Source organism: Pantoea sp. E956-1 (assembly GCF_982223955.1).
Genome location: NZ_CEUYZP010000003.1, coordinates 235,923 through 255,780, shown reverse-complemented (window position 1 = coordinate 255,780; position 19,858 = coordinate 235,923). Strand labels below are relative to the sequence as shown.

General features: G+C 53.2%; 19 protein-coding genes. 10 read left to right on the top strand and 9 right to left on the bottom strand.

The window, feature by feature from the left end; genetic code table 11:
* The first annotated feature begins 6 nt into the window (after positions 1–6).
* The 6 genes from ptsJ to AC0T7J_RS11735 all read left to right on the top strand — a co-directional run bounded on the left by ptsJ (position 7) and on the right by AC0T7J_RS11735 (position 7,445).
* Complete coding sequence (ptsJ, locus tag AC0T7J_RS11760; protein ID WP_473794348.1) at positions 7–1,305, top strand: MocR-like B6 salvage transcription factor PtsJ; 1,299 nt, start codon at positions 7–9, stop codon at positions 1,303–1,305.
* Between the two features lie 50 nt (positions 1,306–1,355).
* Positions 1,356–2,093, top strand: a complete 738-nt coding sequence (locus AC0T7J_RS11755) for a type 1 glutamine amidotransferase (protein WP_473794346.1) — start codon at positions 1,356–1,358, stop codon at positions 2,091–2,093.
* Between the two features lie 65 nt (positions 2,094–2,158).
* Positions 2,159–2,779 (top strand): LysE family translocator, encoded by a 621-nt coding sequence (locus AC0T7J_RS11750; RefSeq protein ID WP_434747610.1) that lies wholly within the window; start codon positions 2,159–2,161, stop codon positions 2,777–2,779.
* A gap of 26 nt (positions 2,780–2,805) precedes the next feature.
* The gene (locus AC0T7J_RS11745) at positions 2,806–3,696 is read left to right on the top strand and encodes a right-handed parallel beta-helix repeat-containing protein (RefSeq protein ID WP_473794344.1); all 891 of its coding nucleotides are present in this window, start codon (positions 2,806–2,808) and stop codon (positions 3,694–3,696) included.
* Between the two features lie 429 nt (positions 3,697–4,125).
* The gene (locus AC0T7J_RS11740) at positions 4,126–5,433 is read left to right on the top strand and encodes an SLC13 family permease (RefSeq protein ID WP_473794342.1); all 1,308 of its coding nucleotides are present in this window, start codon (positions 4,126–4,128) and stop codon (positions 5,431–5,433) included.
* Positions 5,434–6,140: 707 nt separating this feature from the next.
* Positions 6,141–7,445 (top strand): Nramp family divalent metal transporter, encoded by a 1,305-nt coding sequence (locus tag AC0T7J_RS11735; RefSeq protein ID WP_473794340.1) that lies wholly within the window; start codon positions 6,141–6,143, stop codon positions 7,443–7,445.
* Between the two features lie 76 nt (positions 7,446–7,521).
* Here AC0T7J_RS11735 and AC0T7J_RS11730 read toward each other — a convergent pair whose 3' ends face one another.
* The 3 genes from AC0T7J_RS11730 to uraH form a co-directional block, all read right to left on the bottom strand.
* Complete coding sequence (locus tag AC0T7J_RS11730; protein ID WP_473794338.1) at positions 7,522–7,788, bottom strand: DUF2188 domain-containing protein; 267 nt, start codon at positions 7,786–7,788, stop codon at positions 7,522–7,524.
* A 268-nt stretch (positions 7,789–8,056) separates the two neighbouring features.
* Entirely contained in the window at positions 8,057–8,542 is a 486-nt protein-coding gene (locus AC0T7J_RS11725; protein ID WP_473794336.1) for a GlcG/HbpS family heme-binding protein, read from the bottom strand.
* Between the two features lie 5 nt (positions 8,543–8,547).
* Positions 8,548–8,958 carry a hydroxyisourate hydrolase gene (gene uraH, locus AC0T7J_RS11720; RefSeq protein WP_473794334.1) on the bottom strand — a complete coding sequence of 137 codons (411 nt, stop codon included), beginning with the start codon at positions 8,956–8,958 and terminating at the stop codon, positions 8,548–8,550.
* Between the two features lie 136 nt (positions 8,959–9,094).
* Between uraH and hprR the strand changes: the two genes are divergently transcribed.
* On the top strand, positions 9,095–9,775 hold the full coding sequence (hprR, locus tag AC0T7J_RS11715; RefSeq protein WP_473794332.1) for a response regulator transcription factor HprR: 681 nt from the start codon (positions 9,095–9,097) through the stop codon (positions 9,773–9,775).
* Entirely contained in the window at positions 9,768–11,123 is a 1,356-nt protein-coding gene (locus AC0T7J_RS11710; protein ID WP_473794330.1) for a heavy metal sensor histidine kinase, read from the top strand. The genes hprR and AC0T7J_RS11710 overlap by 8 nt, the downstream gene beginning before the upstream one ends.
* A gap of 148 nt (positions 11,124–11,271) precedes the next feature.
* Here AC0T7J_RS11710 and AC0T7J_RS11705 read toward each other — a convergent pair whose 3' ends face one another.
* Both AC0T7J_RS11705 and AC0T7J_RS11700 read right to left on the bottom strand, forming a co-directional pair.
* The gene (locus AC0T7J_RS11705) at positions 11,272–12,264 is read right to left on the bottom strand and encodes a zinc-dependent alcohol dehydrogenase family protein (RefSeq protein WP_473794328.1); all 993 of its coding nucleotides are present in this window, start codon (positions 12,262–12,264) and stop codon (positions 11,272–11,274) included.
* A gap of 148 nt (positions 12,265–12,412) precedes the next feature.
* On the bottom strand, positions 12,413–13,315 hold the full coding sequence (locus AC0T7J_RS11700; RefSeq protein ID WP_473794326.1) for a LysR family transcriptional regulator: 903 nt from the start codon (positions 13,313–13,315) through the stop codon (positions 12,413–12,415).
* Positions 13,316–13,547: 232 nt separating this feature from the next.
* Between AC0T7J_RS11700 and AC0T7J_RS11695 the strand changes: the two genes are divergently transcribed.
* Complete coding sequence (locus AC0T7J_RS11695) at positions 13,548–13,730, top strand: hypothetical protein (RefSeq protein ID WP_473794324.1); 183 nt, start codon at positions 13,548–13,550, stop codon at positions 13,728–13,730.
* 269 nt (positions 13,731–13,999) lie between these two features.
* Here the strand turns inward: AC0T7J_RS11695 and iolG are convergent, their stop codons facing one another.
* From iolG to AC0T7J_RS11675, 4 genes are all read right to left on the bottom strand, one after another.
* Positions 14,000–15,010: a bifunctional inositol 2-dehydrogenase/D-chiro-inositol 1-dehydrogenase gene (gene iolG / locus AC0T7J_RS11690; protein ID WP_473794322.1), complete on the bottom strand. Its 1,011-nt coding sequence runs from the start codon at positions 15,008–15,010 to the stop codon at positions 14,000–14,002.
* Between the two features lie 9 nt (positions 15,011–15,019).
* Positions 15,020–15,847, bottom strand: coding sequence for a TIM barrel protein (locus AC0T7J_RS11685; protein WP_473794320.1), 828 nt, complete (start codon positions 15,845–15,847; stop codon positions 15,020–15,022).
* Between the two features lie 98 nt (positions 15,848–15,945).
* Positions 15,946–17,388 carry a sugar porter family MFS transporter gene (locus AC0T7J_RS11680; protein ID WP_473794318.1) on the bottom strand — a complete coding sequence of 481 codons (1,443 nt, stop codon included), beginning with the start codon at positions 17,386–17,388 and terminating at the stop codon, positions 15,946–15,948.
* Between the two features lie 321 nt (positions 17,389–17,709).
* Complete coding sequence (locus AC0T7J_RS11675) at positions 17,710–18,612, bottom strand: LysR family transcriptional regulator (protein ID WP_473794316.1); 903 nt, start codon at positions 18,610–18,612, stop codon at positions 17,710–17,712.
* Positions 18,613–18,712: 100 nt separating this feature from the next.
* On the opposite strand from AC0T7J_RS11675, the gene AC0T7J_RS11670 reads away from it, so the two are divergent.
* Positions 18,713–19,780 (top strand): SDR family oxidoreductase, encoded by a 1,068-nt coding sequence (locus tag AC0T7J_RS11670; RefSeq protein WP_473794314.1) that lies wholly within the window; start codon positions 18,713–18,715, stop codon positions 19,778–19,780.
* The last annotated feature ends 78 nt before the right edge of the window (positions 19,781–19,858 follow it).

Below are 19,858 nucleotides of genomic sequence, written 5' to 3'. Positions count from 1 at the left end.
AGATCAATGAAACTATCAGGTAAGACATCAGGTGAGATTTTTGAGCAGGTCAGGGCACTGGTTCAGTCAGGCGAACTTAAACCAGGGCAGGCGCTGCCGACAGTGCGTGACCTTGCGGTTTCTCTTGAAGTAAACCGCAATACGGTAGCGACAGCATATAAGCGCCTTACCGACGCGGGTTTTGCCGTTTCAAAAGGACGTAATGGCACGGTGATACGGGGATTTGTCATGCCTGCCGTTGCGATGGAAGGAACGTCACCGGACATGGCACTGCGTGATCTGGCGGGCGGAAACCCCTGTACCAGTTTTCTGCCTGAATTGTCACTGGCAGGCACACGTGCCGGACTGTATGGGGAACGCAGCGTCAGCGCTGAACTTGAGGCTATTGGCCGTAGCTGGATGGAGCCTGACATTACCGGAGCTTTTGAACTGAACCTGACCAGCGGAGCGGTTGATGCAGTTGAGCGTCTGCTGAATTGCTATCTGATTTCCGGAGACCGTGTTGCGGTTGAGGATCCCTGCTTTCTCAGCAGCATCAGCACCCTGATGCATAACCGGCTGCAGGCTGCGTGCGTGCCAGTTGATGAAGAGGGCATGCAGCCAGAGCAGTTGGCTGAACAGCTTGAGGCGGGTGTCAAAGCGCTGATCATAACGCCGCGCGCACACAATCCAACCGGATTTGGTCTCAGCCAGCGGCGTGCGGAACATATCCGGACACTTCTCTCTGACTATCCGCAGGTGCTGGTCATTGTTGATGATCATTTTTCACTGCTCTCAACGGAAACCTACCATCACATTATTCCTGAAACATCGCGACACTGGGCATTGATTCGTTCCACATCAAAGTTTCTTGGCCCGGATCTGCGTCTCGCCTTTGTTGCAAGCGATGGTGAAACGTCAATACGCCTGCAGCAGAGGCTGAACGCCGGTACGAACTGGGTCAGTCACATCATTCAGAAAGTTGCAGCCAGTGCGATGACGTCACCGGGTTTTGATTCGCACCTGTCCCGCGTCAGAGAAACCTATCGTCTGCGTCGTCAGGGACTGACCGATCTGTTGAGGTATCACGATTATCAGGTCTCTGACCGCCACGATGGTCTCAATGTATGGGTACCCCTTATCAGCGACAGCTCGCGACTGGTAATGCATCTGGCGCTTAAAGGATGGCTGATACGCGGAGGGGAAGTATTTGGTTTATCCCGGCCTGCTCATGGCCTGCGTATCACGGTTTCTGATCTTGACGCAGCAGAAGCCGGAAAGTTCGCTCTGGCGCTTACCGGAGCAATGTCTGCAGCTTCACAGTAAATGAATTCACCCGGTCAGGTGTGCTGACTGACTAATCTCACGGAGTTTATATGCGCGTACATTTCATTATTCACGAAAGCTTTGAAGCGCCAGGTGCCTATGAGCAATGGGCAGCCAGCCAGGGGCACGATGTGTCCTTTTCCCGGGTTTACGAAGGCGATGCGCTTCCGGCAAGTGTCGAGGATATTGATTTTCTCATCGTAATGGGCGGACCGCAGGATCCGGCGACTACCACGGCAGAGTGTCCTCACTTTGATGCCCTGGCAGAGCAACGCACCATCGCCGCAGCCGTCAAAGCAGGAAAAGCCGTCATCGGCATCTGCCTGGGCTCGCAGCTGATCGGCGAGGCACTTGGCGCCCGCTTCTCACACAGCCCTGAAAAAGAGATCGGTAAGTTTCCGATTACCCTGACTGAAGAGGGTATGCAGCATGAGCTATTTAATCACTTAGGGCACACACTTGACGTAGGTCACTGGCATAACGACATGCCGGGCCTGACGCCAGAGGCCACCGTTATTGCTCACAGTGAAGGATGCCCGCGTCAGATTGTTGCTTACAGCGACCTGGTTTATGGTTTCCAGTGCCATATGGAACTGACGACTGAGGTGGTTGAACTGTTGATCGCAAATTCTGAGAAAGACCTCAGCCGCGCCGCAGAATACCGCTTTGTAGACACGCCAGCAGAACTGCGGGCCCACGATTACCGGGAGATGAACCAGGCATTGTTTACTTTTCTGGATAAGCTGGCTGACCACTATACCCACACCCACACCCACACCCGTACTTAAGAAGGTTTACGCACCACGCTCCGCGGCGTGGTGCATCACATAGGTCTTATCCAGGGTGATAAATAATGACTGACTCATTTTTAGCTTTGCTGACCACCGGCAGTGCGATCCTGCTGGGTGCAATGAGCCCGGGGCCAAGCTTCATTATGATTGCGCGTACGGCTGTTGTTTCCTCCCGCAGGTGTGCCCTGGCGGCAGCGGCTGGCATGGGAACGGGGTGCATGATTTTTTCGGTTCTGGCTCTGGCCGGCCTTCATTCGCTGCTGGTTCTGGTGCCGTGGCTTTATTCGGCGCTTAAAATTGCCGGGGGAGCCTATCTGTTCTGGCTGGGTATCCGATTGCTGTTCAGCTCTGACAGGAAAGACAACATCCATCAGAATAATACTCAGGCCGTTTATGCGCCTCATGCTTTTCTTAGCGGCATGCTGACTCAGCTGAGCAATCCTAATACCGCGATTGTTTTTGGCAGTATTTTCGCGGCTACCCTGGGATCGCATATTTCGCCGGTGCTGTATGTTGTGCTGCCCCTGATGGCTTTCTGCATAGATACGCTCTGGTATGCACTTGTGGCCTGCCTGCTTTCAGCCGACAGGCCACGTCGTATTTATATCAGTTACAAGCGCTGGCTGGACAGGATAGGCGGCGGCGTAATGTGCCTGCTGGGTATCAGACTTTTTATCCGGTAACTATCAGACTGAACAGGAACAATTCTGTGAAAAATTCTATGCGCTTTTCTGGCTTTTTCGTTTCACTGTTTCTGATTACCTGTGTTGATGAAGCACGGGCCTCAGCAAGCCTTGAATGCACAGCTAATCATGATCTCCAGGGATGTGTGGAATCGGCTGCCAGGGCAGGCGGTGGGATCGTACATCTGACTCCTCAGACCTATTTTCTTGAAAAGTCACTGGAGCTTGCCAGCAACGTCGCGCTTGAAGGCACCGGACCACAGTCAGTCATTACCTGGAGTCCGTCAGTCGCCAGCAGGATAAATGCGCCGCTTTTGCACGCAACCGCGGTCACCCATGTTGCAATAAAGGACGTAAAACTGGTTGGTACGATTGACCAGCGTCCTGAAAGTCAGGATTTAAGGAATGACCAGATAGGGCTGTTTTTTGACTGCAGTGGTGATCCTACAGCGGGTGAAAAAACCAGCTGCAGCGATATCACTTTGCAGAACGTTGAAGTTGAAGACAGCAGCCATGGGATCCACATTAAAGGCGCGGAGCATGTAACGGCCACAGACCTGAAGCTCCATAACAACGGTAACACCCTGAAAGACTATTTCCATAATATTTATCTTCGCCGGGTGGCCGATGTACGACTGATTCAGACCAGTAAAAACAGCGGCGGCTTTTACGGTAGTCCACGAGGACACGGTGTTCGCGGCTCTCATATGACCAACGTGTACATGAGTAATCTTGAGGTTTATGACAATGCTGATTACGGCATACACATGGACACTGTATTCAATGTCAGGCTTCACAATATGCATGTTTATCATAACTGCCTTAGCGGGAAATCAGGCTGCCAGCAGATAAAGTGTTTCGGCCCACAGTGCGATGTGCACTTTAATGCCCCGGCTGAAGACGCAGGTAACCCGTGAAAAATGCTCTGAGCCAGCCTTGCTGGGAACCATCATAGTTTTACCGAGGCAAACAGGACCTGTATTAGGTTCTCATGTCAGTAGCCAGCATATCCGGCCCGTTAAAGCTCATAGCATTAGCCTCCCCGATCAGCTACCGGACAGAGATGGCACTGTACAACGGAAATCCGGTCTGCGGCTCATGCCCGCAGAACCTGATTAAGGCGGCCCCCGTGCTGAGAAAAATACGGTAATTCACAGAAATGATAATCCGCATTACATCAGCCATTAGTACCGACGCTTCCTCGCGCTGTGTGCTCGTCAAAAAAGCTGCTTTTTGTCCATGCCCCGACTGGAATGCCGATGGCTGGTGTAAGAAGGCGGATACGCGCTCTGCGATAGCTGGATGCTTCAATTAAAAAATTCAGGTACATTTTTCCGGGATATATTATGTTCGATACATTGTCACAATCCGCTTTAATCATACCCGGGGCCGTCATTCTGGTGACGATCACGTTATGGGCAACACGGGTTCTGCCGGAATATCTGGTGGCGCTGATTTTTTTTGCGTCAGCGATGATCCTCAGAATAGCCCCATCCGACACAATTTTTGCAGGTTTTCAGTCAGACGCGTTTTGGCTGGTCCTCAGCGGTTTCATTATCGGAACAGCGATCCGGAAGGTCGGGATCGCTGATTTTATTGCGCGCAGGATTGACCCTCTCGTCAGCGGTTCCTGGCTGAAAATGCTGGCCGGCACCGTAATTCTCACCTACCTCCTGGCGTTCGTTATGCCCTCAAACATGGGGCGCATTACTCTCCTTATGCCAATCGTAATGGCTGTTGCAGACCGCGCGGGTTTTGAGGAAGGCAGTCGTGGACGCATCGCTCTGGCTCTGGCGGTAGGCTTCGGCACCTTCCAGCTCTCGGCCAGTATTCTCCCGGCAAATGTTCCTAATCTCGTTATGACGGGCGCGGCTTTCAGCAGCTATGGGCAACATTTTCAGTACGTGTCTTACCTCGCCCTGCATGCACCTATTCTGGGTATACTGAAGGGAGTGATTCTTACTTTTTGCCTTTATTTCCTTTTCCCGGCAACGCCTGAAATACTGAGTTCTGCTGAGCGAGAAGACCCCCTGTCACCGGCGGCAAAGCGGCTCGCCTTCCTGCTTGCCGCAACTCTTATTCTCTGGTGCACGGACAGCATCCATGGGATCCCAGCCGCATGGGTCGGCCTTGCTGCCGCATGCCTCTGCCTTCTGCCCCGGGTCGGCTTCCTGAGTGGCGACGAATTTGCTAACGGGCTCAACATGCGAGCCTGTATTTATGTGGCCGGAATTCTGGGTCTGGCTACGGTAGTATCGAAATCCGGTATTGGCATGATAATTGGACAAGAACTGGTAAAAATTGCTCCAATCTCTCCGGAATCACCATTAATCAGTTTCGGTACTCTTGCAGGATTCAGTAGTTTGCTGAGTTTTTTTGTCACATCAAATGGGGTACCTGCTCTGTATACGCCGCTTGCGGAAACCTTATCCCATGCCTCCGGCTTTTCACTGCCGGCTGTCATCATGATCCAGGTCATCGGATATTCAACACCCGTTCTTCCCTATCAGGCGTCACCAATTGTTGTGGCCATGGTAATGGCTCGTGTCCCTCTGGCATCCGGTATTCGACTGTGTATTGCTCTGGCGGCCGCTACCTTCATTTTTCTTGTACCGCTGGATTACTTTTGGTTCAGGCTTATGGGGTGGATATGATTTTTTGCCAGCCTCTGAGGAATAAAGCCTGCCAGAGGCTATTTTATTCATGCCCTGAACAATAGTGTTCTGCTTTTCATGCAGTTGTCCGAACCGGAAAACTCAGCGCACTTGCCGGGCAGTTCCATAAGAGCCCTGCAGCAGTCTGTGTTCCTATTCAGCGTCTGGAGGAAGTACGTTGAGGCAGGTCAGACCGTCAGTCTGATTGATCGTGGAAAGGTTTCAGGACTGATGCAGGTTCCCGAATTAATGCCAGTTATTCCGGACCATAACATTCTCTTCATACCCAGCGCCGTATCTTATGAAGATAAATCGACAGAACTACTGGCGCAAACTATGCAGCAGACATTTCGATTTGAAAAGCAGATGTCAGCTGAGAGCAAAATCTCCTGAGCAGGTCTGAGGCTATTACCACGCTGTCATATGACGTTGCAGCTGACATCTGTTGTCCGCAGACAGGAAGCAGACAAACTCACTGAGCAGAAGGTCCACTATAAAAGCAAAATGGACCCTTGCCATGCCGTAACCGCGTGTATCGCAGGTATCGCGGCGGTTAATCATTGGAACAGGTCATTCATCTCTTCTTTACATTCGGATACAAAATGCTACTAATTTAACCATATAATTAGCTTCTGCTATGAAGTATAGCCAGTGCTATATTGTTGTTTCGAGAGACACGTTAAAAGCGAAACAGGGGTAGTAACGTTATGTCTGGATCCAGTCAGCCTACAACCTTAACTGAAAGAACAAATCGTTCGATTACAGAAGTGTTATCAGGGCGTCGTCATCGTCTGACGTCACCATTACTTTTCGCTGGACCTGCTGTCATTGCCTCTATCGCCTATATGGATCCCGGCAACTTTGCGACCAATATACAGGCAGGAGCAAAGTACGGTTATACCCTTCTGTGGGTGGTGGTGATGGCCAACATTATCGCCATGCTTTTCCAGGCACTGTCGGCGAAACTCGGCATCGCCACTAATAAAAATTTAGCTGAAATGTGCCGTGCCCGGTTTTCTCAACCGGTGGTATGGGGCATGTGGGCTGTCAGTGAAATTGCTGCAATGGCAACCGATCTGGCAGAGTTTCTTGGCGGTGCGCTGGCGCTGTCAATTCTTTTCCATATCCCGTTATTACCAGGCATGGCTATCACCGCGCTGATCACTTACATGTTGCTGATGATTGAAAAACGTGGATACCGGCCTTTAGAACTGATGATTGGTGGACTGGTTGCTGTCATTGCACTGTGTTATCTGATTGAGATGTTTATTGCACCGGTTAACTGGGCTGCTGCCGGTTTAGGCATGGTCAATCCGAAACTGCCGGATGCCCAGGCGTTAACTATTGCCGTAGGTATTATCGGGGCAACCGTTATGCCACATGCTATTTATCTCCATTCAGGATTAACCCAGAACCGTAGTCCGGCAAAAAATTCATCTGAACGCCGCAAATTGGTGGCATTCTCAAACATTGAGGTTGTAATAGCACTGACTATCGCAGGGATGGTCAATATTGCGATGGTCATCATGGCTTCGAGTGCATTCCATGCCGGACACAGTAATGTTGCAGAAATTGAGACGGCTTATCACACTCTGACCCCTTTGCTGGGTATTGGTGCTGCGGGGATATTCCTGTTATCTCTGATAGCATCGGGCATTTCCAGCTCTGTGGTGGGAACTATGGCGGGTCAGATGATTATGCAGGGATTTGTGGGGTTCTACATTCCTGTATGGGTACGCCGTCTGGTCACCATGATACCCGCCTTCATAGTGGTTTCACTTGGAGTGAATGCAACAGATGCGCTGGTTTACAGTCAGGTTGTTCTGAGTCTGGCTCTGCCAGCACCGATGATAGCGCTGGTATTGTTTACCTGTCGCCGGGATATTATGGGTGAGTTTGTCAATAATAAATTAACGGTAATGCTGTCGATAATTGGCACAGTGATAATCGTGACGCTGAATATTATTTTGCTATTGCAGGTATTCGGCGTAAATATTCCGGGATTAAACTAATTTAATAAAATCTGATGTGAGGATTGGTCTGGGCGCAGGCGCGTAAAAGGCTCAGTGAGAATAGTTCTAAATTTAACTAAATAATAAAAAGGGCCTGTCGGCCCTCTTTATTATGAATTTTGGCTATCCTTTGGGGGTATTTGTCTTTGCCATGAGAATCTTTTTCACGGATTTGGCCATCCCGTCCATGAATGAGCAATTCACTACCTTGGTTTCTTGCAATCGAACGAGCTGCATCGATAGCTTGCTGCTGTGTGTCATGTACAGAGGTCGCTTTTATATTGCCTGCCCCTTTTACTGCCCACTCACCGTTATGAGGAACCACGTGCTGGTTTTTACCCATATAATGCCCTCCAGAAATGTCAGGTTGTAATTTATACTGATTCTGGCTCTAAAAACGCAACATGTAGTATTTTAATTGATCAGAATCACAATATATATGCACTCAGAGCTGTTCAGCTCATCATGTTCCTCTTAGCGCGGTATAGGCTATGTCAGCTTCTGGCACAAAGCAGCCGTTCTGGCGGCGATTTATTTAAACAACACGGGGAACAGTTTCTTCCCCGTGTCTGGCAGGAATAATACCCGCCGCGCGTTCATCATGATTACGGTTACTTGCTGTTACCCAGCACTTTGTTAATCGCTTCGGTCCCACATTGATCGTCGGATTCCGCGCCGCCGGTGCCCGCCATGCCGATAGCGCCGATCCACTGGCCGCGATACTGCACCGGCACGCCGCCGCCAAGCAGCAATAGCTCATTTACCGTATTCAGGTTGACGCTTTCCGGTGAGGATTGCGCCTTTATGGTCAGTTGTCTGGTCGGCGTTTTGGTGGAGAGCGCAGTAAACGCTTTACGCCATGCCGCCTGGGTGTTGTGCGGCCCCACGTTGTCATCCCGCATCAGTGTGACCAGATTTCCACCCCGATCCACCACGGCGACTACGCCCTGACGATTCATGTTGTGGCAGGCGGACAAAGCCTCCGTCGCCAGTTGATTACTCAGCGCCTGCGTCATGTCATAGACGGAGGCTGGCTCAGCAGCGAGCGCCACGGCAGGTCCGGTTGTCAGCATCAATGCCAGCAGTAAACGTTTCATTTATTTCAGCTCCCGCGATAGGTGGAATAACCGTACTGGCTCAGCAGCAACGGAATGTGATAGGTAGTCGTGGTATTGGTGATATGGAACTCCACCGGGATTTCGGGGAAGAAACTCTGCTGTTGGTGTGCCGCAAAATAGTGACCGGTTTTAAAAATCACCCGATAGTCTCCCGGCTCAAAGGGCTTTGCTGGCCAAAGGGCATCAATCCGCCCCTGCTGGTTAGTATTGGCGGTATTCAGTACTTTCCAGCTTTCTCCCTGTTTCTGCTCAAGCATCACCTCAACCTCTGAGGCCGGCAGCCCGGTTTGCTGGTTCAGCACGTGAACGCTCAGCGGATTTTTACTGGCCGCGAAGGTGACCGCGGGAACGGCAATCAGCGTGGCGAGGGTAAGGGCAGTGAGGCTCTTTTTCATTTTTTAATACTCCGGTGTTAATCACCCCGCTGTTATACCTGTTCGGTTGTTCGTTCTGCCTGTCAGAAAGATGACCATATTGTCATCTGGCGCTGAAACGCTGGGGCGGTCAGAAATTTCATGGCACACTGCGCCGATGAAACTATTACTGATTGAAGATAACCAGAAGGCCAGCGCCTGGGTACGTAAGGGGCTGGAAGAAGCGGGCTATATCGTGGATTACGCCGCAGACGGACGGGATGGCCTGCAGCTGGCGCTGTCGCATCCCTACAGCCTGGTGATACTGGATATTATGCTGCCGGGAATGGATGGGTGGCAGGTGCTGAAAACCCTGCGTACCGCCAGTCAGATTCCGGTGATTTGCCTGACCGCCAGAGACTCGGTGGATGATCGGGTGAAAGGGCTGGAACTGGGGGCCAATGATTACCTGGTTAAGCCGTTTTCTTTTGCAGAACTTCTGGCTCGGGTCAGGAATCAGCTCCGGCAGCAGCAGCCGCACAGTAGTGTACTGCGGGTAGGCGATCTGGTATTGGACTCAGCACGCTTTCAGGTTATGCGTGACGGTGTCACTCTGACGCTGACGCGCAAAGAGTTCATGCTGTTATGGCTGCTCGCCAGCCGTCACGGTGAGATTCTGCCGCGGACGCTGCTGGCCAGCGAAATCTGGGGCGTTAACTTTGACAGTGAAACCAACATCGTCGATGTGGCTATCCGTCGCCTGCGCCGTAAAGTCGACGATCCCTTTCCTCAAAAGCTCATCACTACGGTAAGGGGCATGGGATATTGCCTGTCAGAAAAAGAAGGCGAGGGTGACTAGCCCTTCTCTGACGCTGCGGCTGACGGCGATTTTTACGCTAATCATGGCGATGGCCTGTGGCGGCATCAGCCTGATTCTGTATAAAGCGTTACGCAGCGAACTGGTCTGGCGGGACGATCAAACGCTGATTAACCGGGCGGCGCAGTTAAGACAACTGCTTGAAGATGGTGCCCATCCCAGCTCGCTGCCGCTCTATTTCAATCGGATGGTCGATATCCATCAGGACATTCTCAGCATCCGCTCGCAGCATGAGCAAAACGTCAGTATTAATCATACCGGGATAACAGTGCCCGCCATCCCGCCTACGCCGGTCAGCACGCCACCCAGTGAGAAACAGCTGCACCGCTGGATCAATGCGGACAAGAGCGAAGCGTCGGCGTTAAGCCTGCAGGCAAATTCCTCGCTCGGGCCGGTAACCATTACGCTTGCCAGAGTCGCGCGGGAGCGGGCATTGATGCTGGAGCGTTATCGCCAGCAAAGCATTCTGGTTTCACTGGCGGCCATATTGCTGTGCGCCGCTGTCAGTCCGCTGTTGATTCGCAGAGGGCTTAGGGCGATCGGCCGGTTAAGTAAGATCGTGGCAGAAACGGCCAGTGACCGGTTAAATCAGCCCGTGCCGCTTCAGGCTATCCCGCAGGAGCTGCTACCGATTGGCAATGCGCTTAACGCTATGCGTCAGCGCTTATCCACGGACTTTATCCGTCTGACCCAGTTTGCCGACGATCTGGCGCACGAAATCCGCACGCCCATAAATGTGTTACTGGGCCAGAACCAGGTCGCGCTGGGTCATGAACGCTCAGCCGCTGAATATCAGACGCTGCTCGAAGGCAACATTGAAGAGCTGGAGAGCCTGTCGCGTCTGACCGAAAACATTCTCTTTCTGGCTCGCGCCACGCACCACAATATCAGACTCAATAAACAGGACTTCCTGCTGCAGGATGCGCTGGAAGCGCTGATCGACTTTCTTGAACCGGTTGCGGAAGAGCAGGAGAAGGTCATTGAGCTGAGCGCCGAAGGCAGCCTCAACGCGGATAAGATGCTGTTCCAGCGTGCGATGACTAATCTGCTGATCAACGCCATTCGTTACTCGCCTGAAAAAGGGACGATTCAGGTCAGCACGTTTCATCACGCTGACTACGTTGAGATTAAGGTGTCGAGCGCGGGTGAAGCGCTGGAGGAGCCTGAAAAATTATTTGAACGTTTCTGGCGGGGCGATAGCGTCCGGCATACGGCGGGAAGCGGGCTGGGACTGTCGCTGGTGCGCGCAATCGCTGTGTTACATGGCGGGAGTGCTTATTACCGCTATGAGGAAGGGAAGAATATTTTTGCCCTGCGAATAAAGGCCTGATTGATAATCATTTTATGGGCTAATGACGTTCTCGCCGGACAGACAAATCCGCAATGGCCTGACCGCCGGAAGCTGGTCAGGCCATGCACCTTTCATTAAGGATAACTCACCGGTTATGCGATCCGGTCATAAACCGTCAGGAGCAGTATTACTCAATCGTTACCACGATTTTGCCTACCTGACCATTGGATTCCATATAACGATGCGCTTCAGCGATATCCTCAAGCCTGAAGGTTTTATCTATGATCGGTTTAAGTTTTCCGGAACGCAGACCTTCTGTGACGAACGATTTTGCCCGCGCCATTTTTTGCGGGTCGGTAGTGATTTCGAACAGCTCATAGCCACGTAGTGTGAGATGTTTACCGAGAATGTCGAACACCGGCACCTGCATGTCACGGCTATCAAGCGCACCATACTGAAAGAACATGCCCTGGGGTGCCATTATCTGCGTCAGCTTTGCCACGTCCGGGCCACCGACAGGATCAAAAACAATATGGGCACCTTCATCATTCGTCACGCGATTAATTTCAGCGACCATATCCTGTTCTGCCGTGGCGATCACGGCGGCAGCCCCGGCTTTAATCAGCATGTCACGTTTTTCGCTGGTGCGGGTTAATGCCACAGGTCTGGCGCCCAGCATATTCGTTATCTGAATAGCTGCCAGCCCTACGCTGCTCGATGCTGCGCGTATAATGACATTCTGGTCAGCCTGCAGATTACCGTACTCAACCAGCGCGCCGTAAGCGGTAACGTACATCATCCAGCTCGCTGCAGCTTCTTCAAAGCTCAGGTTAACCGGATGTTTCACCACCGCATGCACAGGTGCATTAACCCGCTCACCATACATACCGTATTCACTGAACATAAAAGAAGGGATCACGCTGACTACATCTCCGCGCGTAAAACCCTCGACATTTTCACCAACGTCCTCCACTACGCCAGCTGCTTCATAACCCAGGCGTGCCGGGAATTCGGGTTCAATCACATACTGGCCAGTACGGTACATAATTTCCGCCCGGTTGAGACCCAACGCCTTTACGCGTATCTGGACTTCTCCTGCAGCGGGTGCGGGCACCTCCAGCTCAACCACTTCCAGAACGTCAGGACCACCGGTACGGTTAAACGTTACAACTTTAGACATTTTCAGACCTCGTCAGTTAGCGGAATACCTTATGAAGAGCGCGGAAGGCATACCCGATTTATCTGCGGTTAATCTACGCGGTTGTCATCGGTGGAAAAATAGTCGCGCCGGAACTTCACTGTTATTGATCGGGTAACAATCCGCGACCTCAGCTCATCTGCCGGGCAAAAACCTCGCTAAACCAGTCAATAAAGGCGCGTACCTGAGGCGGGAGATAACGCTTATCCGGGTACATCACCGACACAGGTTTTGAAACGGACGGATACTGAGTCAGGATTTCTTCAAGCTCGCCGGAAGCGATATAGGGGGCAAGAGCGTTTCTGGAGGCCTGGATAATACCCAGACCTGCCAGGCCGCAGGACAACAGGATATCGGAGTTATCGACCAGAATACTGCTGGCCGGGCGGCGCGAAACAACGACACCCTTTTCTATAAATTTCCATTCCATCACGTTCCGGCTGTTATCGCTGAAGAAATTAACTGCCCGGTGCTGCTCAAGTTCTGCCAGTGTTTTCGGCCTGCCGTGGCGTTGCAGATAGAGAGGGGCAGCACAGGTAGCCATCCTGATATCTCCCAGGCGGCGGGAAACAAAGCTGGAATCCTGTAGTTCACCCAGACGCACCACACAGTCCACGCCCTCGGTGATCAGATCGGTTTTTTTATCCGATGAAACCAGCACCACGTCAATAGCGGGATAGCGCGACTGAAACTCCGTCAGGTGAGGAATCAGAATGGAATGCGCCAGCGCCAGCGGGACATCCAGCCTGAGCCGTCCACGCGGCGGAAGGGTGGGTGAAAAAATGGCCAGCATCTGATCTACTTCAGCCAGAACATTTCGGGCACGCTGATAAAGCTCGTCTCCCTCCGGGGTGATGCTCAGCTTGCGGGTGGTGCGGTGGATGAGTTTTACGCCAAGATCGTCCTCAAGTTGCTGTATCGCCTTACTTACAGCCGGGCGGTGCAACTGCAGAATATCCGCGGCTTTTGTGAAACTACCTTGTTCCACTACCTGAATAAAAATACTAATAAACTCGATCATGTTTGAACGCATATCAACCCCTGAACCCCTTTATATGCCTGCCGTGCTGCTCGCTTTACAATTCCATTTGCCGCGGCATCTGGAAGTTTAAGCAGGCAGGAAATCCGGCGTTGCTTATCCTGCGCGATTCCTTGCCTGATTGATTCAGAAGGATACAGAAAACGGCGTCTTTTTTGGCTTGCACAAGCTATTTTCCTGCTATCTCTCCTTTTGCCCTGAACAAGGCTTCATTCCCGGAAACAAAGTGAGCAGGTCATCACTCGCTGTCCAGGCTGATTATCAGCGGACGCATCCTCAGCAAAACCGACGGCCATTGCCTGCTACCCATCGTCGGCCCATTGCTCATCATCGCCGTCGTGGCGCTGATCGCGACCATAACCATGATGTCGCTATGCTGGGCGCTTCGGTTGTTTTTACTGTGGCGTAAAGGAGGCTGGGGAGGGGAAACAAACAGGAATACTGACCGGCCAGGCCCGCAGTGAAGCAGCACTTTATCGGTGAAGCGGTTTTCTTCGATCGATGCCCGCGGTTAGACGTCCGGTTGATCGGCAGCCCTCCTGGTGAGGTGTAAAAAATAATGGCCTGCGTCAGAGAGCGGGTCTTCAGGTTGTTGCTGCGGATGGATGGAAAAGCCGCTTATCAGGTTGAACAGGGCTTGAGGAAATGCACGGCGGAGCCCGCCGTGCAGCGTTTCTGTCAGCGATAAAACGCCGGTCTTGCTGGCATACTGACCGGCACAATTTCACCGGAATTTTGTGCTGCGACACAGGCATCAGCGGCCACCGCAGCGGCGTAGCCATCCCATGCTGAGGGACCGGTCATCTCACCGCTGATGACGTTATTGATAAATGCCTGTAACTCCACGTCATAGGCATCGATAAAACGCTTTTTCCAGTCAGTCAGAATGGTGGTGGAGAGCTTAGCCGCGCTGCGTAGCTGCACAGAGACCGGTTCCGGCAGGCGGGCAATGCCACTTTCACCCACCACTTCACACTGAATGTCGTAACCATATTCACAGTTCACGAAGATTTCGACATCAATGCGCGCCCCTTTGGTGGTCTCAAGCAGCACGATTTGCGGATCGCGCAGATGTGACGACGCCTTACGGGTTTTACGCGGGAAGATCACCTGCACGCTGGCATAGTCATCATCCAGCAGCCAGCGCAGCACATCAAGTTCGTGGATTAGCGTGTCGGTGATCGCCATGTCGGTGGTGTAGCTGTCGCCCACTTCCGGGTTGCGGTGCGCGCAGTGCAGCATTAAAGGCTCGCCAATCTCGCCGCTGTAGATCACCGCTTTCAGTGCACGGTAGCCGCTGTCATAAGGGCGCATAAAGCCAACCTGTACCAGCTGACGCCCTGCCTTAATTTCTGCTTCCACAATGTTCATGCAGCCCTGCGCGGTGACCGCCAGTGGTTTTTCGCAGAACACCGCTTTACCCGCCTCAATGCAGGCCAGCACAAAGGCTTCATGCGTCGGGCCCCAGGAGGTGACCAGCACCGCATTAACCTGCGGATCGTTAATCAGATCAATCGCATTGTCATAAATGCGCGCTTCCGGCGTCAGCTCGTTAACGATTTGCTGGCAGTTGTCACGGTTAATATCGTTAAGCGCCACCACGCGCGCATTCTGTAAAACGGTGCTGCAACGGCGGATATGTTCGCGACCGATTGCGCCGGTGCCGATGACGCCAATATTAATAGTCATGATAATTCCTTAAGCTGAGTGGTTTAACAGCTGGATGCTGTCGCGAATTTCGCGGGCAATGTCCGCTTCCTGCCAGCTGTTCATCACTGAGGAGAACGGCTCAAAGGCGTAAAGGCCGGTGTAACCCATCTTCTCCAGTCGCGCGACCTGCTGCTTGCTGCGCAAGCGGTCGTCCGCGCTGAGCATGATGCGTTCTTCGTCGGTAAGCTGGTTAACCGGGCGCGGGTCGGTGACGCCGGAAAGGTGAACCAGACCGATCTGCTGAATATCGATCTCCTGTTCGAAAGTCTGTTCCGCATCTTCAAACAGATGATGATGGAAGGTATCGATCAACAATCTGAACGGCACACCCGCGTCATGAATCAGCGTCTGAGCCTGCGTCGCCGAACGCAGCGAGCTTTGCGGGAAGCCCAGCGGTTCCACCAGCCCCTGAATACCTGCCTCTGCGAACAGCGGGGCCAGGGTTTTCAGCGCGCTTACGGTGTCGGCAGCGCTAATCGGCGTGCCGTCATTCAGCGGGCAGAGTACCAGCGATTCAGCGCCGACCGCCTGTGCATCACTTAACAGCTGGCGGGTGCGTTGCAGCACCTCTTCATTCAGCTGATTAAAGGGATAGAGCGCATTGATGGTCACAATCCGGATGCCTGACTCACGCGCCAGAGCTTTTACCTCGTCGCCGGTGAGATCGTCGGTGACGCGGCCGCTGGGCATATCATTACGCAGTTCGACATTATGAATACCGAGCTGGCTGACCAGTTTAAAAAACTGCGGAAGGGTGAGGCTGGGCGCAATTTTACGGTTGATGCAAAAGCGCGCGTTGGGAATATTCAGGCTCATAACAATTTCCTTGAATGTAGGGTGTACGGTGTTAATCGCAATCGGGTCGTCAGCGTGATGACGCGGGCCGTTTTTTTTCTCTTTGCAGCGTGCAGGCACTATTTCCTGCCGTTATAAAGCGCATAGAAATAGTGCTCGACCTGCTCAAGACTTCTTCCCCGGGTCTCGGGAATAAACTTCACAACAAAAACAGAACCGCCGATGCCGATAGCCGCGAATATAAAGAAGGCGCCGGCCAGACCAAATGCGGCTAATAACAGCGGGAAGGCCATAGAGATGGCGAAGTTGGCGATCCACAGTGAGAAGACAGCGCCCCCCATACAGATGCCACGCATCCGGGCGGGGAAGATTTCCGACAGCAGCAGCCAGGTAACGGGTGACAATGCGCCCTGCTGGAAGCAGAGAAACATCAGCATGCCCGCCAGCACCAGATAAGCCCGCAGCAGGTTGACCGTGCCGTTGAGATATTCCGGCATCAGCCAGCAGACCAGCCCGATAAAGAACAGGCAGCAGGTGCAGCCCATCTGCCCGATTAACACCAGCGGGCGGCGTCCTACTTTGCCGATTAACCAGATGCCTGCCAGCGTCATCACCACTGAAATCACACCATTGGCGATGGTGGCGAACAGCGCGGCATCGTTGCTCAGTCCGGCGGCGGTCAGCATGGTGGGGGCGTAATACATAATGGTGTTCACCCCGGTCAGCTGCTGGATGGCGGCAATACCCACGCCCAGCAGGAAGATTTTCATCAGCCAGGGTGTGGCGAGATCGCGCAGGCGGCCTTTGCCACGCTGACGGTTCTCTTCGATGGTTTCCTCAATCTCTTCCAGTTCCCACTCGACATCGTCGGCGGCACGGGTTTTTTCCAGGACCTCACGCGCTGCCTGACTGCGGCCTTTCATTACGTGCCAGCGCGGGGTTTCAGGCATAAAAATCATGCCGATCCAGAGCAGAACAGCGGGGACAATTGACAGTGCCAGCATCCAGCGCCAGGTATTTTCGCCGCCCCAGATATCGTTAAAGGTGGCGTTGGAGATGTACGCCAGCAGCTGACCGCTGACGATCATCAGCTCCTGCAGGGTGACCAGCTGACCACGTTTATTGGCCGGGGCGATTTCTGCGATGTAGACCGGTACGGTCGCGGCAGCACCCCCTACGGCAAAGCCCAGAAACAGGCGAGAAGCGATCATCCAGGTGACATCTGGCGCCAGGGCCGAGCCGACAGCGCCAAAAGCGAAGATAAGCGCCAGCGCAATGATAATGCGTCGTCTGCCGAGGCCATCCGCCAGATGACCGGCTGCCAGCGCGCCGAAGGCTGCACCAAACAGCAGGGAACTGGTGACAAGTCCGGTGGTAAATGGGGTGAGATGCAGATCGCCGCGCATAAACAGTAACGCGCCCGAGACCACACCGGTGTCATAACCAAACAGCAATCCACCCAGGGTGGCGACCAGCGCAATAATCTTCACAAAAGGCTCGGTGCGGGTGGTGCTATTTGGACCGGATGCCGGGTTCGACGAAATATAAAGTTCTTTTTCCATGAATACTCCTGGTAATAACGGCAAAGACAAAACGTCAGAACATGAAGAAGACATCACCCTACTGATATTTTTATTTCGGGTTAAATTATATTTGAAACTTAGTTTTCATTATGTGAGCTCAACCCTTCCGCCCTTTTTATTTTGATGGGATTCCATCAGAGCGGAAATAAAGCCATTAAATTTAAGCGGGTTATAAGGGATATTGATAAGTTACCGGCGGTTCAGGCAGGGCAGAGCAGGGGGAAATCAGCGTCTGGAAAGAGTAAATGAACGTGGTCAGGATGAAACATCCCAACCGCGATAAACCGATAACAGGGCGGGTTAGCGGATTTTTAGTGCGCTGAGCGCTGATAACAGCGCATCGACTTTAGGCAGGAACTGTTTGCGGCGTGGCCACACCACACTCAGCGTCAGGCCGTCGGGCTGCAACTGTGGCAAGATAATGTCCAGGTCGCCCTGTTTCACGGCGCGCTGAATCAGCCATGAGGGCATCTGTGCCACACCCAGTCCGGCGATGACCGCCTGCAACTGGGCATCAACGTCGCCCAGGGCCAGCCGGAAAGGCACCTCGCGCCAGTGCGGCTGACCATCTTCCGTGGTGAACAGCCAGGGTTTGGTGCTGCCATCCACCCGCTCATAAAGGATGGCGCGGTGGTTCAGCAGCGCTGCCTCATCTTCAGGTCGTCCCTCGCGTGCCAGATAAGCAGGTGAGGCACAGAACTGCATCTGCTCGCGTCCCATATTACGCCAGCCCAGCGAAGCGGGCAGGTCGGGCGCACCGCCGATCCGTACTGCCACATCCACACCCTCTTCAAACAGGTCAACAAAACGGTCAGAGAAACTCAGGCTCAGTGCCAGTTCCGGGTGTTGCTGGCAAAAGGGCATCAGCAGCGGCATCACATTGAGGCGGCCATAGGTGGTAGGTACCGCCAGGCGCAGGCGACCGGAGGGAATGGTGCGCTGCGCCGCCAGCACGGCTTCTGTTTCAGCCAGGTCCTCCAGAACGCGCAGGCAGGTCTGGTAATAGGCGCTGCCCGCGTCGGTGAGGTGCAGGCTCCGCGTGGTGCGCTCCAGCAGACGCGAACCTAATCGCGTCTCCAGGCGGCTAACGCTTTTACTGATCGCCGACCCGGTCACGTGCAGACGCTCTGCAGCGGCGGTAAAACTGCCACACTCTACGCTGGCAACAAACGGCAGAATATCTTTGAGGCGATGATCGTGCATCGATTAATGAACTCAGGTTGAGAATGCTGTGAATAAATGCCAGAGATAAGAACTGAATTCTCTATTAGGCTTAGCATTACGCAAAACGAGGAGAAATCAAATGAAAAAGCACGCTTTGATTGTGGGCATCAGCGGCGTTATTGGTCGCGCACTGGCAGATAAATTACAGCAGGAAGGCTGGCAGGTCAGCGGTCTGTCACGCGGACGTGGCGCGGTACCTGAAGGTGTTACCAGCCTGACGGCCGATCTGACCGATGCAGATGCCGTCCGTGAGGCGCTGAAAACAGTGAAACCGGATGCGCTGTTCTTTAGCGTCTGGGCGCGTCAGGAAAATGAAAAAGAGAATATTCGCGTTAACGGCGGCATGGTGCGCAATGTGATTGAAGCACTCGGCGACCGTTTACAGGGTTCGCATGTGGCGCTGGTTACCGGACTGAAGCACTACCTGGGTCCGTTTGAAGCATACGGTAAAGGCGCTGTACCGGTCACGCCGTTCCGTGAAGAGCAGGGCCGTCAGCCGGTCGATAACTTCTATTACGCGCAGGAAGATGAAGTGTTTGCTGGCGCAGAGAAGTATGACTACCGCTGGAGCGTGCATCGCCCGCACACCATTATCGGTTATGCCGTGGGCAATGCGATGAACATGGGTCAGACACTGGCAGTCTATGCGACGCTGTGTAAAGAGAAGGGCTGGCCGTTTATCTTCCCTGGCTCACCCGAGCAGTGGAACGGTGTGGCTGACATGACCGATGCAGGACTGCTGGCTGAGCAGTTGCACTGGGCGGCGACCTCACCTAACGCTGCTAATCAGGATTTCAATGCGGTAAACGGCGATGTGTTCCGCTGGAACTGGATGTGGCCAAAACTGGCTGACTATTTCGGCATTGAAGCAGCGGAATACCCGGCGCAGATGATGCCGCTGGAAGATCGCATGCAGGAAGCCGCCAGTGCGTGGCAGGCGATTGCAGAGCAGCATCAGTTGCGTGAATCGGATGTGACCAGACTGGCTTCCTGGTGGCACACCGATGCCGACCTGGGACGTCCGATGGAAGCCTTTACCGATATGAGTAAGAGCCGCAAAGCGGGCTTCACGGGTTATCGCAGCACGCTCGACGCCTTTATCCAGCTGTTTGATAAGCTGAAAGCGGAAAAAGTGATTCCGCAATAGCCCAGCAGGCGCCGCATCCGGCGCCTGTTTTGTTTCTGGCTGCTAGCTATACTCTGGCACTCAAGCAGTAAATGGAGG

Excerpts from the sequence above, each read along its gene's own strand:
- ptsJ (WP_473794348.1), top strand. The coding sequence starts at position 7 with ATGAAACTATCAGGTAAGACATCAGGTGAGATTTTTGAGCAGGTCAGG.
- AC0T7J_RS11755 (WP_473794346.1), top strand. The coding sequence starts at position 1,356 with ATGCGCGTACATTTCATTATTCACGAAAGCTTTGAAGCGCCAGGTGCC.
- AC0T7J_RS11750 (WP_434747610.1), top strand. The coding sequence starts at position 2,159 with ATGACTGACTCATTTTTAGCTTTGCTGACCACCGGCAGTGCGATCCTG.
- AC0T7J_RS11740 (WP_473794342.1), top strand. The coding sequence starts at position 4,126 with ATGTTCGATACATTGTCACAATCCGCTTTAATCATACCCGGGGCCGTC.
- AC0T7J_RS11735 (WP_473794340.1), top strand. The coding sequence starts at position 6,141 with ATGTCTGGATCCAGTCAGCCTACAACCTTAACTGAAAGAACAAATCGT.
- AC0T7J_RS11730 (WP_473794338.1), bottom strand. The coding sequence starts at position 7,788 with ATGGGTAAAAACCAGCACGTGGTTCCTCATAACGGTGAGTGGGCAGTA.
- AC0T7J_RS11725 (WP_473794336.1), bottom strand. The coding sequence starts at position 8,542 with ATGAAACGTTTACTGCTGGCATTGATGCTGACAACCGGACCTGCCGTG.
- uraH (WP_473794334.1), bottom strand. The coding sequence starts at position 8,958 with ATGAAAAAGAGCCTCACTGCCCTTACCCTCGCCACGCTGATTGCCGTT.
- hprR (WP_473794332.1), top strand. The coding sequence starts at position 9,095 with ATGAAACTATTACTGATTGAAGATAACCAGAAGGCCAGCGCCTGGGTA.
- AC0T7J_RS11705 (WP_473794328.1), bottom strand. The coding sequence starts at position 12,264 with ATGTCTAAAGTTGTAACGTTTAACCGTACCGGTGGTCCTGACGTTCTG.
- AC0T7J_RS11700 (WP_473794326.1), bottom strand. The coding sequence starts at position 13,315 with ATGCGTTCAAACATGATCGAGTTTATTAGTATTTTTATTCAGGTAGTG.
- iolG (WP_473794322.1), bottom strand. The coding sequence starts at position 15,010 with ATGACTATTAATATTGGCGTCATCGGCACCGGCGCAATCGGTCGCGAA.
- AC0T7J_RS11685 (WP_473794320.1), bottom strand. The coding sequence starts at position 15,847 with ATGAGCCTGAATATTCCCAACGCGCGCTTTTGCATCAACCGTAAAATT.
- AC0T7J_RS11680 (WP_473794318.1), bottom strand. The coding sequence starts at position 17,388 with ATGGAAAAAGAACTTTATATTTCGTCGAACCCGGCATCCGGTCCAAAT.
- AC0T7J_RS11675 (WP_473794316.1), bottom strand. The coding sequence starts at position 18,612 with ATGCACGATCATCGCCTCAAAGATATTCTGCCGTTTGTTGCCAGCGTA.
- AC0T7J_RS11670 (WP_473794314.1), top strand. The coding sequence starts at position 18,713 with ATGAAAAAGCACGCTTTGATTGTGGGCATCAGCGGCGTTATTGGTCGC.